The 13,932-nt window shown below is 68.2% G+C and carries 17 protein-coding genes; all 17 read right to left on the reverse strand.

The window, feature by feature from the left end; genetic code table 11:
• Position 1 precedes the first annotated feature (1 nt).
• Complete coding sequence (locus tag P3W75_RS06675) at positions 2-1,006, reverse strand: phage late control D family protein (RefSeq protein ID WP_276226577.1); 1,005 nt, start codon at positions 1,004-1,006, stop codon at positions 2-4.
• 65 nt (positions 1,007-1,071) lie between these two features.
• Entirely contained in the window at positions 1,072-1,278 is a 207-nt protein-coding gene (locus P3W75_RS06680; RefSeq protein WP_276226578.1) for a tail protein X, read from the reverse strand.
• Entirely contained in the window at positions 1,253-2,155 is a 903-nt protein-coding gene (locus P3W75_RS06685) for a phage tail protein (RefSeq protein WP_276226579.1), read from the reverse strand. The genes P3W75_RS06680 and P3W75_RS06685 overlap by 26 nt, the downstream gene beginning before the upstream one ends.
• Positions 2,156-2,164: 9 nt before the next feature.
• A complete protein-coding gene (locus tag P3W75_RS06690) occupies positions 2,165-3,988 on the reverse strand; it encodes a hypothetical protein (RefSeq protein WP_276226580.1) in 1,824 nt (607 codons plus the stop codon).
• A 145-nt stretch (positions 3,989-4,133) separates the two neighbouring features.
• Positions 4,134-4,475: a phage tail assembly protein gene (locus P3W75_RS06695; protein ID WP_276226581.1), complete on the reverse strand. Its 342-nt coding sequence runs from the start codon at positions 4,473-4,475 to the stop codon at positions 4,134-4,136.
• Between the two features lie 10 nt (positions 4,476-4,485).
• A complete protein-coding gene (locus tag P3W75_RS06700; protein ID WP_276226582.1) occupies positions 4,486-4,989 on the reverse strand; it encodes a phage major tail tube protein in 504 nt (167 codons plus the stop codon).
• 12 nt (positions 4,990-5,001) lie between these two features.
• Positions 5,002-6,162, reverse strand: a complete 1,161-nt coding sequence (locus P3W75_RS06705) for a phage tail sheath family protein (protein ID WP_276226583.1) — start codon at positions 6,160-6,162, stop codon at positions 5,002-5,004.
• Between the two features lie 87 nt (positions 6,163-6,249).
• Positions 6,250-6,885 carry a phage tail assembly chaperone gene (locus tag P3W75_RS06710; RefSeq protein WP_276226584.1) on the reverse strand — a complete coding sequence of 212 codons (636 nt, stop codon included), beginning with the start codon at positions 6,883-6,885 and terminating at the stop codon, positions 6,250-6,252.
• 11 nt (positions 6,886-6,896) lie between these two features.
• Positions 6,897-8,495 carry a phage tail protein gene (locus P3W75_RS06715; protein ID WP_276226585.1) on the reverse strand — a complete coding sequence of 533 codons (1,599 nt, stop codon included), beginning with the start codon at positions 8,493-8,495 and terminating at the stop codon, positions 6,897-6,899.
• Positions 8,486-9,100 carry a phage tail protein I gene (locus P3W75_RS06720; RefSeq protein WP_276226586.1) on the reverse strand — a complete coding sequence of 205 codons (615 nt, stop codon included), beginning with the start codon at positions 9,098-9,100 and terminating at the stop codon, positions 8,486-8,488. Before P3W75_RS06720 ends, P3W75_RS06715 begins: the two co-directional genes overlap by 10 nt.
• A complete protein-coding gene (locus P3W75_RS06725; protein ID WP_276226587.1) occupies positions 9,093-9,983 on the reverse strand; it encodes a baseplate assembly protein in 891 nt (296 codons plus the stop codon). Before P3W75_RS06725 ends, P3W75_RS06720 begins: the two co-directional genes overlap by 8 nt.
• Positions 9,980-10,306, reverse strand: a complete 327-nt coding sequence (locus tag P3W75_RS06730; protein ID WP_276226588.1) for a GPW/gp25 family protein — start codon at positions 10,304-10,306, stop codon at positions 9,980-9,982. Before P3W75_RS06730 ends, P3W75_RS06725 begins: the two co-directional genes overlap by 4 nt.
• Before the next feature lie 90 nt (positions 10,307-10,396).
• Positions 10,397-10,960, reverse strand: coding sequence for a phage baseplate assembly protein V (locus tag P3W75_RS06735; RefSeq protein WP_276226589.1), 564 nt, complete (start codon positions 10,958-10,960; stop codon positions 10,397-10,399).
• Positions 10,957-11,487, reverse strand: a complete 531-nt coding sequence (locus P3W75_RS06740) for a hypothetical protein (RefSeq protein ID WP_276226590.1) — start codon at positions 11,485-11,487, stop codon at positions 10,957-10,959. The genes P3W75_RS06735 and P3W75_RS06740 overlap by 4 nt, the downstream gene beginning before the upstream one ends.
• Before the next feature lie 31 nt (positions 11,488-11,518).
• On the reverse strand, positions 11,519-11,860 hold the full coding sequence (locus P3W75_RS06745; protein WP_276226591.1) for a phage holin family protein: 342 nt from the start codon (positions 11,858-11,860) through the stop codon (positions 11,519-11,521).
• Between the two features lie 137 nt (positions 11,861-11,997).
• Positions 11,998-12,234, reverse strand: coding sequence for a hypothetical protein (locus P3W75_RS06750; RefSeq protein WP_276226592.1), 237 nt, complete (start codon positions 12,232-12,234; stop codon positions 11,998-12,000).
• Positions 12,234-13,932: hypothetical protein (locus P3W75_RS06755; protein ID WP_430765345.1), on the reverse strand; the 1,699-nt coding region annotated here is incomplete at its 5' end. The genes P3W75_RS06755 and P3W75_RS06750, both read right to left, overlap by 1 nt.

Raw genomic sequence — 13,932 nt, forward strand, 5'->3', positions numbered from 1 at the left:
CTCAGCCGCCCTCCCCCGCCTTGCCCTTGCCTTGCGCACCGCCATTGCAGTGCAGCGTGGTGGTCCAGCCGGACGCCGAGTAGCGCTGGATGGTCGAGTCGATCAGGTAGCGGCCGTCGAGGCCGGCCTTGAAGCCCTGCAGCTCGACCGTCTGCTCGGCGAACAGGTCGGCGCGACCGGGCATTTCCAGCTGCACGTCGGCGCTGCCGCGGTTGAACTCGGCGAGCCGCGCGCTGGCCACCTGGCGCGCGCTCGCCTCGTCCGGCTGCGGATGGCGGTCGCAATGCTCCGCCGCCACCTGGCTCGGCGCGTCGGCGTTGCTGACGCGAACCTCGCGCTGTACGCCATCCGTCCCGCGATAAGGCACGCGCACCGCCGACACCACCCGGCGATCATCCAGGGTGAAGCAGAACGCGCTGAGATCGCCCCTCCCCAGCAGCGGAATCTCCAGCGCCTGCCCGCTGGCGCTGCGCCCCGACTGGCGAGGCTGCACCAGCAGGCTGTTGTTCGCCAGCTTCGCCGTGCAGTTCTGCAGCCGCGCCAGGCGGGTGATGAAGTGGAAGTCCGACTCGCGAATCTGCTCGGCGCGGGCGATGAGCGTCTGCACATCGCAGGCGGCCCGCCAGCCGTTGCGTGCCGCCAGTTCGGCGACGATGCTCGCCAGGCTGGCGTTTTCCCAGGCGCCGCTGCGGCTGGTCTTGCCCTGGCCGCGCATGTCGCCGCTCTTGCCACGGATCACCAGGGTGTCGGGCGCGCCGCTGAAGCTCAGGGTGTCCACCACGTAGCGGCCCATGCGCACCAGCGGCGCGCCGGAATAGCCGAGGAAGACTTCCAGCGCGGCGCCCCGGCGCGGCAAGCTGACCGCGCCGTCGCGGTCATCGATGGTGAGTTCGAAGGTGTCCGACTCCAGGCCAGGCTTGTCGGTCAGTTGCAGGTCGAGCAGTCGATCGCTCACCAGCGGCGTGATGTCGGCACCGTCGGCGACGATGCGAAAGGCAGGCTGCATAAGCCCTCCGGAATGAAAAGGCCCCGCCTGGGCGGGGCCGGATGCTTGGCAAGACGCGCGGGCGCTCAGTCCCAGAGGCGCACCTGCTGGTCGGCCGGCGTCGCCAGTTCGGGCAGGCGGATGAGCAGCCCCGCGCGCAGCGGCTGCGGCTCGTCAGCCAGCCCCGGGTTGGCGTCGAGCACCGCTTCGACGCAGCCGTTGAGGTGGCCGTAGCGCTGGTAGCAGATGCGGTCCAGCAGGTCGCCGTCAGTGCTGCGGAATATCGTCGCCATAGCGGGTGAACTCCAGGTCGAGGGTTTGCTGGCGAGGCACGCCATTGGCGAACAGCGCCTCTTGCGTCTCGGTGATCTTGGTCAGGCACCAGGTGCCCAGGTTGTCGCCATGCCCGGTGCTGAGGTTCACCGGCTCGCGCAGCTCGGCCAGCTCGCGCAGGGTGCGCGGCTGCTGCCAGCCGACCCGTTGCGAGGAATCGCCCGCGCGCATGAACAGCGGCATCACCACGCCACTCAGGCCGAGGGTTTCCGGCCCCAGGCCGACGCTCTGCTGCGCACCGCGCCGGCCCAGGCGCGGCTGATCCTTCCAGGCGTAGCTGCTGGTGCGGGTCAGGCGCTGGAAGCCGGTAGTGTCGACGTTGAAGTAGTAGGTCCGCTCGGTGGACTTGAGCGGGGTCATGATCAGCAGGTGCTGTGGCACCTTGCACATCTGCGCCGCCGGGTCGGTGGCCGGCGCCAGCACCGAGGTCGGCAGGATGCTGCCCAGGCGCTTGTCCACCGCGCCCAGCACCTTGTTCACCGCCTGGCCGGCGCGATCGATCTGCTCGCCCAGGCCCTGGATGCGCTCGCTCACCTCGGTGGCCACGCGCTTGGTGGTGTCGATGCCTTGCTGCAGCTTTTCCTGCGCGCGCTGCGCCTTGCTCACGGTGTCCTGCAGCTTGCCCTGGGCGCGCACGATGCCGCCGATGACGCGCTGCAGCTTCGCCGCCGCCTCGGGCGTGACGCCGGGCAGGCTTTCCAGCGCGCCGACGCCGCCACTGATATGACCCAGGGCCTTGTCCAGCGGCGCGATGACCTGCTGCAGGTCGCGCCGGCCGGTCTCCGCCGCGCCGGCGATCTCATCGAGGCCGGCGTGAAACTGTTCCAGATAGGACATGCTGTCTCCTTACACGACCACGGTGTCGAACAGCGCGTTGCGCTGCCGTTCCTGCTGCGCCTCCGCGATCAGCCGACGCATCGCCGGCAGCAGTTCGTCGAGCAACTGCTGCGGGTTGACGATGTTGCCGGCCACCGAAATGCTCACCTGCGGGGCGAAGGTCCAGTTGGGCGGGCCCGCCGGGACCGGAGCCGCTGGCACCGGCTTCGGCGCCTCGGCGCCGAGCTGCTCGCCGGCCTTGCCGCCCAGCCACTCGCCGACCATCCCGCCGATGGCGCCACCCACCAGGGTGCCGACCACCGGGATCGGAATGAGGGTGCCCAGCGCGGCCCCCGCCACGGTGCTGAGGGACGAGCCCGCTACCTTGCCGTAGCCGACCGCCTTCTCGCCCGGCGACTGGTCGCTGGCGTAGATCGAGGCCACATCGGCCGCCGCCGTCAGCGTTTTGACCGGCCCGAGCCGACGCAAGCCCGCACGCGCCCCACGCAAGAGGCTGCCAGCCGCACGGCCCACCCCGGAAGCGCCGAGGCGACGCATGGCGCCACCGACCCGCGAGCCCGCCGCCCCCAGCGCGCGGCCTAGGGTCGAGCGCGCACGCTGGACGATCCCGCCGCGCTTGGCGCCGCCGGCATTGGAAGCCTTGCCCTTGCCCTTGCCGCCAGCGCGCTTGCCCCGCGAGCCGGACGTGCCGCACAAGCAGCCGCACAGGTCCTCCCAGTTGCTGACGAACACCTCCTGGGCCTTGTCCTTGCCCCCCGGCAGCAATCCCCGGGCGTCCTTGAGGAACTGCTTGGCGCCGATGGCGGCCTTCACCGCCAGCACACCGGCGCCGACCACGGCGGCGGTTTCCAGCAGGCCCTTGTTGCTTTGCAGCAGCGCGTCACCGATGCCCTGCATGAAGCCGTTGATGCGTTGCTCCGCCGCCTCCGCCTGGCCGAGCGGAGAGTTGCGCCGCGCTTCGACGCCTTGCTGGAGCAGGTCGGCGGGCATGCCGGCGGCAGCACGTGGATCGACCAACGCAGCGGCGCCCGCCCGGTCGCTCACCGCCAGCTGCCCCAGCAACTGCTTGCCGAACGCTTCGACCGACGTCCCCTGCAGCTGCCCGCGCCAGGCGATACCCGCCAGCGCCTGCTGCATGCCGGCGACGGTCTGGATACCGGCCTTCCGCTGGAGCTCGCGCACCAGCGCGGCGGTGGTCTCCAGCGACACGCCCTGGCCCTGGGCGAAGCTCGCCGCCGCCGGCAGGAAGGTCGCCAGGTCGGCCAGCGGCACCTGGCGCTTCTGTAGCTCGTCCGCGAGGTCGAGAGCCTTGCCTTGCGGCATGGCCGCCGCTTCGGCAGCGCCGCTCACCTGGTCACCCAGCTTGCGCTCGGCCACCTCGTCGTAGGGTTGGCCGGCCGCCTGGCGCAGCTGCATCAGCCGCGAGCGGAAGGCCACGCTCAGGTCCAGGCCGAGGCGAACCATGTCGCCGATCGAGCCGATGCCGAGGATCGGCTTCACGCCATCACCGAGGCGCTGCCGGTCATTGATCGCTGCCGGCGCCGCCGGGCTTGCCGCCACGGCGGTTACCAGCAGCGGTCGCGCGGCGATCAGGTCGCCGATGCGCCGCAGCGCCAGCCGCGAGTCCTCGGCGCTGCGTTGGTTGGCGCGGAATTGCAGGTCGAACTGGTCGCGCAGGGTGCGGACGTCGTCGACCAGGCTGCGCAGTTGCAGCGTCGGGTCCAGGCGCACACCCAGGCTCACTAGCCGCGTGGCGGCGTCATCGATCGCCCGGCCGAGCGTGTTGCCCAGCCCGGTGACGAGCGCCGCCGTCACTTCCGGTTTGTCACTCATGTTCCATTCACTCGCCGATTCGACGACAAGGGGCGCCGGTCACCCGGCGCCCCCTCCCTTGGCGAACCCTTGTGCCTCGTCCCCCAGCCACCAGCGCAGGTCGCCGAGGGTCATGCCTTCGAGTTCGCCGGCCGTGAAGCCCGACTCAGCCGCCAGACGCCGCGCCAGCTGGCGCATCAGCGAGAAGCTCAGGCCCGTCTTCGCGCACCAGGCGAAAGTAGGCCTGCTGCAGCCGCTGGTAGTCGCTGAGCTTCAGTCCCTCCAGGTCCTGGCGGCTGACCTGGGCCAGCGAGGCGAACAGTTGCAGTTCGCGCTCCTCGTCGTCGCTGGCGACCTTGCTGGCCAGGCGGATGTCGCGCACGGTGGGCGCGCGCAGGGTCAGGGCGTCGACGTTGACGCCGTTGCACGGGGTGGGGCGCGACAGCGTCACCACCGCCGCGTCCTCGTCCAGGCTCAGCCACGCGGGCAGTTGCGCAGAGTCATGCATGGCTTTCCCCTCAGACGCCCAGGTCGTTGCGCATGGCGGCCAGCTGGTCGACACCGTCGACCTTGCGCACCGCGTTGGCCGGGTCGATCTCGAACAGCTCGCGACCCTCGACTTCCAGCTTGTAGTAGGAGACCGCCACGCTGTAGGTGCAGGCGGCCAGGTCGCCGGCCTTCCAGTCGCCCGGGTTGATCTCCTTGAGCAGGCCGCGCACGGTGGCGACCACCGGCACGCTGGCGCCCTTCTGGGTGCGGAAGGAACCACGGAAGGTGCCGTTGAAGGCGCCCTGGTCGTTCAGCCCGAAGAACTTCATGGCCTCGCGGCGTGCGCCGTTGGTAGTGAACTTGGCTTCCATCGCCTCCAGGCCGACGTCGAGCAGCACCGGCGCGTCCATGCCGCCGGCGCGGTACTCCTGGGTCTTGACCTTGAGTACCGGCAGGGTCAGGGAAGGCACGTCGCCGGCGAAGCTCACGCCGTCGACGAAGAGGTTGGTGTTGGTGAGGATCTGCGGAATCATCGTTGGTTCTCCTTAGGCGGCGTCCAGGACTTCGGTGAGCCACTGGTCGGTCACTTCCACGCGGAAGTTGGGGTTCTCGGCGGGCGGTACGTCGGTGAAGCGGATGTTCCAGTACACCTTGCCCTGGGCCAGCTGGCTGGCGGTGTTGAGCTCGGGGTCGGCGTAGACCTCGAAGTCGATCACCGCGCCCTGGTTCTTCAGGTCGCGCATGAAGGCCTGCAGGCCCTCGGTGACGTCCTTCACGTAGGTCTTGGTGATGCCGCGGTCGACCGCCCACTTGTGCCCGGCGAGGATCGCGTCCATCACCATGTCCATGGTCCGCACACGGGTCACGAAGGCCCACTTGGCGTCGCTGGAGAGGGTGCGGTTGCCCCACAGGCGGTAGCCGTCGTCGCGGATGATGGTGGTGATGTTGGCGTTGTTCAGCAGGTTGGCACGGCAGGTCTCGTCACCGTCGAGGAACTCGATGGGGCGCGAGGTGCCGGTGATGCCGAGCAGCTCCTTGTTCGACGGCGAGGACCAGAAGCCGTACTGGCTGTCGGTCCAGGCGAACAGGCCGGCGGCGTTGGCCGAGGCCGGGGCGTCGACGGTGGCGCTGCTGGCGGTGTCCCAGTACTGCACGCCGGGGTCGACCAGGTAGATGCGCTTGCTGCCGAACTCGCCGGCGTAGGCGATGCCGGCTTCGTCGGTGCTGTTGGGCCCGTCGACGATGGCGATGGCGCGCAGCTTCTCGGCCAGCGCGCCCATCGCGGTAGCTACCGCCTGGGTGGCGGAGTGCTTCGGCGCGATCAGCAGGCGCGGCTGCGCGTTGAAGCGCGACTTGCCGTCCAGCAGCGCCTGCAGGCCGGTACGCTGGCCGGATTCGGTGACGCTGCCGATGATCGCCGAGGTCTGCTGCGCCGGGTCCTCGCTGACCGCCACGCCGACCGCCACGACCACGGCGGCGGACTGGGTGAAGATCGCCGTGCAGGCCTTGTAGATCGCCGAGGTGGTGCCGAACGCGGCGGCGGCCTCGCGCAGGCTGGTGAGCAGCACCGGCATGTCGGCCTGCGCGCTCAGCTTGGCATCGGGGGTGAAGGTATCCACCAGGCCGATGATCGAGGACGACGGCAGCGCGATGGTCCGCGCGCCGACGTCGACGTTGGTCACGGTTACGCCGTGAAAGAAGCTCATAGGGTTTTCTCCAGACATAAAAAAACCGCCATCCGGCGGTCGCTTGGTTGGCCCGTGCCGCGGGTGCGGTGGGCTGGGGTGTGAGTGTCAGATGAGTGTGGCGGCAGCAAGCCAATCGGGAGCGACAGGTTTGCTGGCTTCCGCAGGGAATCCGGAGGCCACCGGCCAGTCGCGCAAGGCCTGGCGGTATACAAGCAGCTCAGAGAATTGCTCCGCGCTCAGGTTGGTTACAGTGCCGGCGGACACTTGGTCACGGTGTCGCTCGACCAGCCACTGGCTCTCTTCGAGTTCAGCGTCTCGCTCTCCACGAGCGCTGGATGCTTGCGCCACAAGCTGGGCGGTGGTGTCGGTCTTCCAGCCATCTGCCCAGATATCGAAGGATGTGCCGGGTGCCAAGTCAGTGAACTCGACAGGCAAATCACCCAACTGAGACCAGGTAACTGCATGACCATTGGATGTCATGTAGACGGTTCCGCGATGGTCTGCGACCAGAACCCATGCGCTTCCATCTTCCAGTCGTTGGATGGCTTTTCCGGGTTCAGCGTCAGGGGGCGCATCGATAAATGCGTGGGCAGGAATCAGCCAGCCAGCCCCGCCGCTCATGTCGCCTTCAATCGGCTTGAATGTCTCGGTGTCTCGCAGCAGCGGGTCCGGGTCGGCGAGGCCAGTGCTCAGATACTCACGGGTGATCGGATGGGTGTTGTAGATCGTTGGTGCATTCATTGAATCTGACCTCAATATTTGATGCAGGCGAGCAGCGCAACGTTACGCGGACGCGTTTCAGACGCAGTCTGCACGACACGGGAAGCATCGAAGTTCGAGTACCGCAACCCAGACGAGCCCCCTTGCAGGGTTCCGAGTGGCCCGCCGTCATAAAATGCGCCACTCATCGATAGCCCGTGAACAACCCCAGCCACACCTGTGATGTTCTCCAACGCCCATGACTGTGCCGAGCCCATAAGACGCCCGGAATCGACGCCTCGACCGTCATCAAAGCCTCGAATGAACTCTCCACGCAGGTCCGGAAGATTGAAAGTCGTAGAACCATCGCCGGCACCGAACGCCGTACCGATGGCAGCAAAGAGCTTCGCGTACGTCGCACGAGAGACCGCCGCGCCGTTTGCTTTCAAGTAACCAGAGGGAGCTGTGGAGCGGGCGAAATAGACAATGGCTCCCGGAATGGAGTTGTTGGCCTCTGTCCAGACGCTTCCCATATCGGTGGCGTCAATGGTCAAGCGCAGGTTTGCACCATCCCAACCCAACTTCACCACATTGTTGGTTTGCCCAACCCCGGTTCCCATTTGGACGGGGGCGTATCCCAGCTTCGCCTGATACCCCACCAATAGCTGGCTCACCGCCTCGGCACTGATAAGAGGCTGCAAGGCCGAGTCAATGGCGGATTTACTGTAGGTGGCGGCAGTAACGAATGCCGTGGTCGCAAGCTGCGTAGTATTGGTTCCCACAGCAGCGGTCGGCGCCGCCGGCACCCCAGTAAAAGCCGGCGAAAAGAGTCGCGCCAGGCCATTGGTAATGTCCTGGAAAACCAGTGCGGTGGTGCCGAGCGAGATCGGTGCATCGGTGATCAGTTGCCAGATGGTGTCCGCCAGGCTGGTCCCAGTCTCGACAACCACTACCAATGCCGAGGTCACCTCCAGACTGCTGTCAGCATCGCTCGCGCGGGCCCAGGCGCCAGCGGCGGCAACGTAAAGCCCGTTCTGACTGGCCGTGGTCTGGTTCTTCACCAGTACCCGGTCGCCGGCTGCCAGGGCAACGCCATCGACGACCTGCAGGCCGCCGAGGGTGATATTGGCAGTGGTGGCCACGCGCACCGACTGCTTGTAGTCGAGCCTGTTGATCGCGCTGACGATGGCGCCGTCGACGTACTCACGGGATGCCAGCACCACACTCGGATCGATCTTCAGCTCCACCGAAGCAGTGTTGCTGACGATCAGCACCAGGCGCACGGTCTGGGTGCGGCCGCTGCCTTCGGCCAGCTGCGGTTTGTACGAGGGCGCGCAGTTGGCGTAGGCGATCAGCGTGCCGCTGTCGTCGTACAGGCCCAGTTCGCGAATCCACCAGCCGCCGACGTCCTCGGGGATGACCTGCTCGGCGATGATCTGCGCGGCGTTGGCCGGGTCGACGCTCAGCTGGTTCAGCGGCGCGCGGCGGACTTCGTTGACCAGCGCGGTGCGGCTGGCGTCCGGGGTCGGGGTGCTGCCGCCGCCGTCGCCGACGGCCAGCTGGGTGATCTTCAGGGTGGTGCCCAGCGCGGCGGCGTTGGCCAGCTTGCCGGCACCGAGGGTGGTGAGGAGTGCGTAGTAGGTCACTGCCATGGGTAGACGCTCAGTAGGTCGATGGTGTGTTCCCGGCCGGGCAGGCCGTAGCCGCCACGGGATTCGATGACGTCCGGGAGGTAGGGGTAGACGGTGACGATGTCGCCGTCGTATTGCCCGGTCCCGATGAAGATCGGGCCCTGGCTTTCCAGGCTGATGTCCAGCCCGATGAGGTGCCGGGTCAGGGGTTTCGCGTCGTCGATCAGGCGCTCCACCTCCTGGTACATGGCCTCGCTGATGCCGCTGTCGAGCACGCCGATGCGCAGGCGGAAGGTGCCCGGCTCGCCCAGGGGCGTAGCCTGCCACCATTCGACCACCTCGATCAGGTAGCCCAGCGGTTCGATCACCCGCCGCAGCGCGGCGATGGTGCCCTTGTGCTGGTGGATGCGGAACGCCGCCGCCACCGCCTTGCGCTTCACCGCTTCGGCCCACTCCGGGTCCCAGCGATCCACCGACCAGGCCCAGGCCAGGTACGGCAGCAGGGCCACCGGGCAGCGCTGCGGGTCCATCAGTTCACGCAACGGCACCGGCAGGTCGCCGACCTGCACATCGGCCAGCGCGCGCTCCAGCGGCGTGGAGTTGATCGGCAGCAGGCGGCTACTCATCGGAGCCTCCGACGCTGATCGCGTAGCCGCTGCAGTACGCCGCCTGGGTGGCGTCGAGCACCACGTCGGCGGCCGGCTGGGCCAGCTCCACGCGTTGCACGCCTTCCACATGCAGGGCAGCGAACACCGCGCTGCGGCGGATGTCGCGGCCGATGCGGCGCTGGGTGGCGATGTAGGTATTCAGCGACGCCTCGGCGGCCTGCTGGATCAGCTCGGCCTCCGGCCCCGGATAGATGTAGAGCACGGCGTCCACCCGGTACGGGACGATGCTCGCCGACTGCACGGTGAGGCGGTCGCCGACCGGGCGCACGTCCTCGTCGTTGAGGGCCTGGCGCACCGCCTCCAGCAGCGCTTCCGGCGCAGTGCCGTCGCCTTCCGCGCAGAGCACGCTGACCAGCGCCTCGCAGGGGTTCGGGCTGGTCGCCGAGACATCGGCGATACGCCCGTCGGCACCCAGCGCGAAGGCCACGTAGGCGTTGCGCGGGCCCGCCACCGAGAGCTGGTCGAAGGCCAGTTGGGTGCGGTTGCGCAGCGAGTCGTCGCCCTCCAGGACGGCGGCCGTCGGCGGCACCGCCGTCGGGTCGGCGGACTGGATCACCAGGCGTTGCACGTTGTAGCCGGCGGCCAGTTGGTCCAGGTCGCCCTGGGTGGCGTAGCCGAGCATCACCGCGCGGGCGGCATCGTTGATGCGGGCGCGCAGCAGCATCTCGCGGTAGGCCGCCAGCTCCAGCAGCTTGAGCACCGGGTCGGATTCCAGCGCGGCGCTCCAGCCCTCGCCCATGGCGCTGCGGAAGTCGGCCAGCAGCTCGTCGTAGAGGCTCTCGTAGTCGAGGGTCTCCACCACGTTCGGCGCCGGCAGTTGCGACAGGTCGATCAGGCTCATGCCGCCACCTCCAGCGCGATCTCGTCGCCCAGGTAGGTGCCGCGCAGCTGCAGTTCCACGCGGCCGCCGACCACGGCGGTCACCTGTACCCCGCGCAGGCGCAGTCGCGGTTCCCAGCGCCCAATGGCGCGCGCCACCTCGGCCTGCACCGCGCCCTTCCAGCCTTCGGTCACTGGCAGGTCGACCATGCGCCGCAGGCGGCTGCCGTACTCGGGGCGCATGCGCCGGCTGCCCAGGGGCGTGCCGAGGATGTCTTCGATGGATTGCCTGAGGTGCGCCAGCCCGCCGAGGGGCTGCCCGTTGCGCCGGTCCATGCCGATCATGGCCGCGCCCTCTCTAGTAGTAGTGCCATGGAGTGCCTCCAGAAATGCGAAGGCCCGCGCGAGGCGGGCCTGGTTGAATGTCGACGTGAGTCAGTGGGTGTGGTGGTTGCTGTTGCCGGCGGTATCCATGATCGAGCCGCTGCTGCTGATGTTGCCGTTCACCGTCAGCGCGCCCTTGATGCTCACCGGCCCGGTCAGCTGAATGCTCGCCGCGTTCACCGTCACCGCGCCGTCGTCGAGCGTGACCTGGGTTCCACCCACCTTGAGCGTGGCGCTGCCGGCGGGCAGTTGCAGGTCGTAGCGATGAGCCTGCCAGTCATAGCTCAGGCTCGCGCCGTCGGGGAAATGCCAGCTTTCCACTTCACCGCGATCGCTCGGCGCCACAGCCGCCGCGCCGAACAGGCCGGGCACGAAGGTACCCATGGCCGCCATGCCGGACGGGCTGAGCAGCACGCCCTGCTCGCCCAGGCTGGGCGCCCGCCAGTGCCGCGCCGCGCCGGCGGCCTGGGCGTGCCAGCGCACCCAGGCGCTGGTCCAGTCGCCGCAGCGCACCCGCACCCGCGCCGCCGCCAGGTCCACGGCGACCACTTCGCAGGGCATCACCAGCGCGGCAAGCATGCGATCGTGCTCGGCGCTCACGTAGTCCTGGTTCATTGCAGGGCCTCCGGGTCGAAGTAGTCGTCCTCGTGTCCCGGCCCGGTCTCCGGGTCGAGGCCGAGCAGCAGCGAGCCCGGTGGCTGGTCGTCCCACGGCCACTCCGGTTCGCCCAGCAGCAGCGGCTGGCGCCACTCGACGCACCACACGCGGCACGCGGCCAGCGCAGGATTGTCGTCGTCCGGGCGAGCCTGGATGAAGCTCACCGGCTGCACCTCGAGCCCCCAGGTCTGCGCGCGCAGCAGCACGGCGAGGGTGGCGACGGCGCGCAGCGCCAGCGCCTCGGCTTCGGGGTCGTCGCGGGTCACCAGGATGCGCGCCTGCAGGCCGCAGACCAGCGCCGTCTCGCCGCTGCCGGGATCGCTTCCCGGCAGCACTTCGGCGTACTCCAGGGCCAGCGCTGGCAGCGTCGGCGGCACACTGTGCAGCGGGCCGCGGAGGAACGCGGCGATCTCGCCCAGCCGGGCGGAAAGCACGTTCTCCACGGCGCCCAGCAGCAGCTCCAGGGTCAGGGGTTGTTCGGCCATGCTGTGTCCTCTGTCGTTGTCGATGGCGCCGTCAAGGGCGGCGCTCGTTCTGAAGCGGTTCGTCGATGCCCAGTCGGCGTGCGGCCCAGCGCTCATAAAGGCCGACGGCGATCTCGGCGCCGGCCGCCGCGGTCAGGCTGCCGATGGCGGCGGCCAAGGTCAGCGCCGCGCCGCAGGCCATGGCCAGGAACATCACCGCCATGCCGCAGACGATCGATGCGCCCGAGCGCAACGCCAGGCGCCGCAGCAGGCGCCAGCCGTTCAGCCCGGCCTTGTCGGCCCGCCACATTTCACCGCTGATGCCGCCGGCGACGGCGAGCAGGATCAGGCCCCAAAACGGCACGTCGGCCAGGGTCTGAGGTTCGTTGCCCATAGACTTCACCCGAAGTATGAAAGGCCCTTACATACGGACTGGGCGGACCCTGCCCGCTTCTTTTCCGATCCCCGCACCGCCCCGATATGAACGACCCGGCACAACGCCGGACCCGTCAGAGGGGCCATACGCCGCAATCAGACTTCAATTTCGTACTGGGGAAGGTTCGGCGCGCTACCGGCCACGGCCCCATCGGCAATGAATGCGAAGTTGCCAATGGCTACAGAGGTACCGCGGACGGAAAGCAAGGCATCATTGCGTAAGCGCACCTGACAAGTACCGGCCAACGAGTCGATGCTCACTACCTCTCCGACGGTACGCCCAGCGTCTGGCAGTAGCCCCAGGAAGCGCTTCCAAGGATTCACCGTCGCCATCACTCATCTCCTTCGTAATGACGCTCGAGGCGCAGGGTCTGCCAAACTCGACTGGCTCCCACACCCTCAGCGCTGACTTCAACGCCCAGGCACAGACCCCGCCAGCTCTCATCGGTATCCCGAACCTCGCATAGCATCGTGGGCTCGATCAGTCCCGGTGCGGTTTCTCCTTTGGCGAACAATGGGATACGTAGCGTCACCACAGCCTGGTCGCCGCCTTTGGAGAGTTCGCAGACCCCTCGCGACCGCGCTGCTTCAAGGCCCGTGACCCAGTCCTCCATCACTTCGGGAGCCTCTATATCTCCCGCTGTGCCAGCCCTGCGGATCTGCGCTGCTACTCCGTAGGCAGAACCGCTGACGTATACCGAGTTCCAGGCCGGCTGCGGGCTCCATTGGCTTCCCCACTCCGCCACCACTTCCACGGGAATGATTCGGTCCATGACGGCATCCGACCAATTCCATGTGGGCTCCCGATAGCGCGGTGCGACCCAGAATGCATCCTCGGCGAGACTCGGGTGCACTACGCCACCGGCAACTTCAGCTATTCGAGCCACGACCTGCATCGGCGTCTGCCCCTGGTAACTGAAAGCTCCTGCCGGAAAGGTCCAGTCAGGAGGGCCGAGTGTCTGGCTGTCCCAGTTGACCTCGAAGCCAGTATCGCGAAGCTGCTCATCGACGGCTTGGCGAGCGGTAGTCACAGCCACATTGGCACCTGCGCGGCGAGGCGCGTAGGGCTCTGCCAGCAGTTGGGTACGGCTGGATCCACCAATGCTGTATCGCTCGGACGGATGCTTGCCGCTGCCGCTGTAGTGATCAACCAGGAACCGCCACGTCCAGCCATTGATAGTCAGCTCGACCGTCTTAGGTCCCTGCGCGTCCGGCCTCACCAGGTTCAATGAAGTGCGACCAAACAGCTCGGCGCTGAAACTCCAGGCAAAGCTGTCGATATCAAGGCCCACTCGGATGCTGGTGGCATCCAATGGCGTACCGCTTGGTAGAACTGTCAGGGTCACGGCATTGGCAATCATGTAGGTCTCCAGTACATCTGGCTCCTGGGGAGGGTCAATCACGACCACAGTCCCCGGGTAGTCCGGGTAAACGATGCCGGTAGGCTTCGGGTCCGTGGGTGTGCCCCAGCCCCATGGCAGGCGCCTCATCTGGTCGACGATACGCGCAGGGGTGAAGCGCACCACCGCGCCGCTGTCCACCGGCTGGAGCGCATGGGTGGGCGCGGTGTAGCTGAACTCGAAGAACACGACCGGCGCGCTGTTGGGCACGTACCGCGCGCCGCCGAAGCTGAACTCCACCAGCCCCGGCGTCGGCACGTAGAGGCTTGCTGCCCGCTCGGCGGCGGAGTCGAAGCGCTGGCCGAACTCGTCGCAACGGTTCCAGGCCTGCCCGCTGGTTGTGTCCCTCCAGGCCGGCAGGGGGTTGTAGAGTAGGCGCAGGCGCACGTCGCGCGCGCGGATAGAGCGGTCCCAGGCCGTCACCACGGCCAGGTCTTTCCGCGGCACCGTGTCCCAGCGGCTGCCGGCACCGGCGTCCAGCGCAGCGCCCTGGCCCCAGGCCGAGGCCTGCTGCTGGTCGCGCCGCGGCACGTCGTTCCAGCCGCCCGCATGGCGGGCATCCAGCGCCGCGCCCTCCCCCCAGGCTGCGCCGGCGCCGGAATCCCTGGCCGCCACCGCGCCCCACTCCGAA

The organism is Pseudomonas citronellolis, assembly GCF_029335315.1.
GTDB classification, from domain to species: domain Bacteria; phylum Pseudomonadota; class Gammaproteobacteria; order Pseudomonadales; family Pseudomonadaceae; genus Pseudomonas; species Pseudomonas citronellolis_A.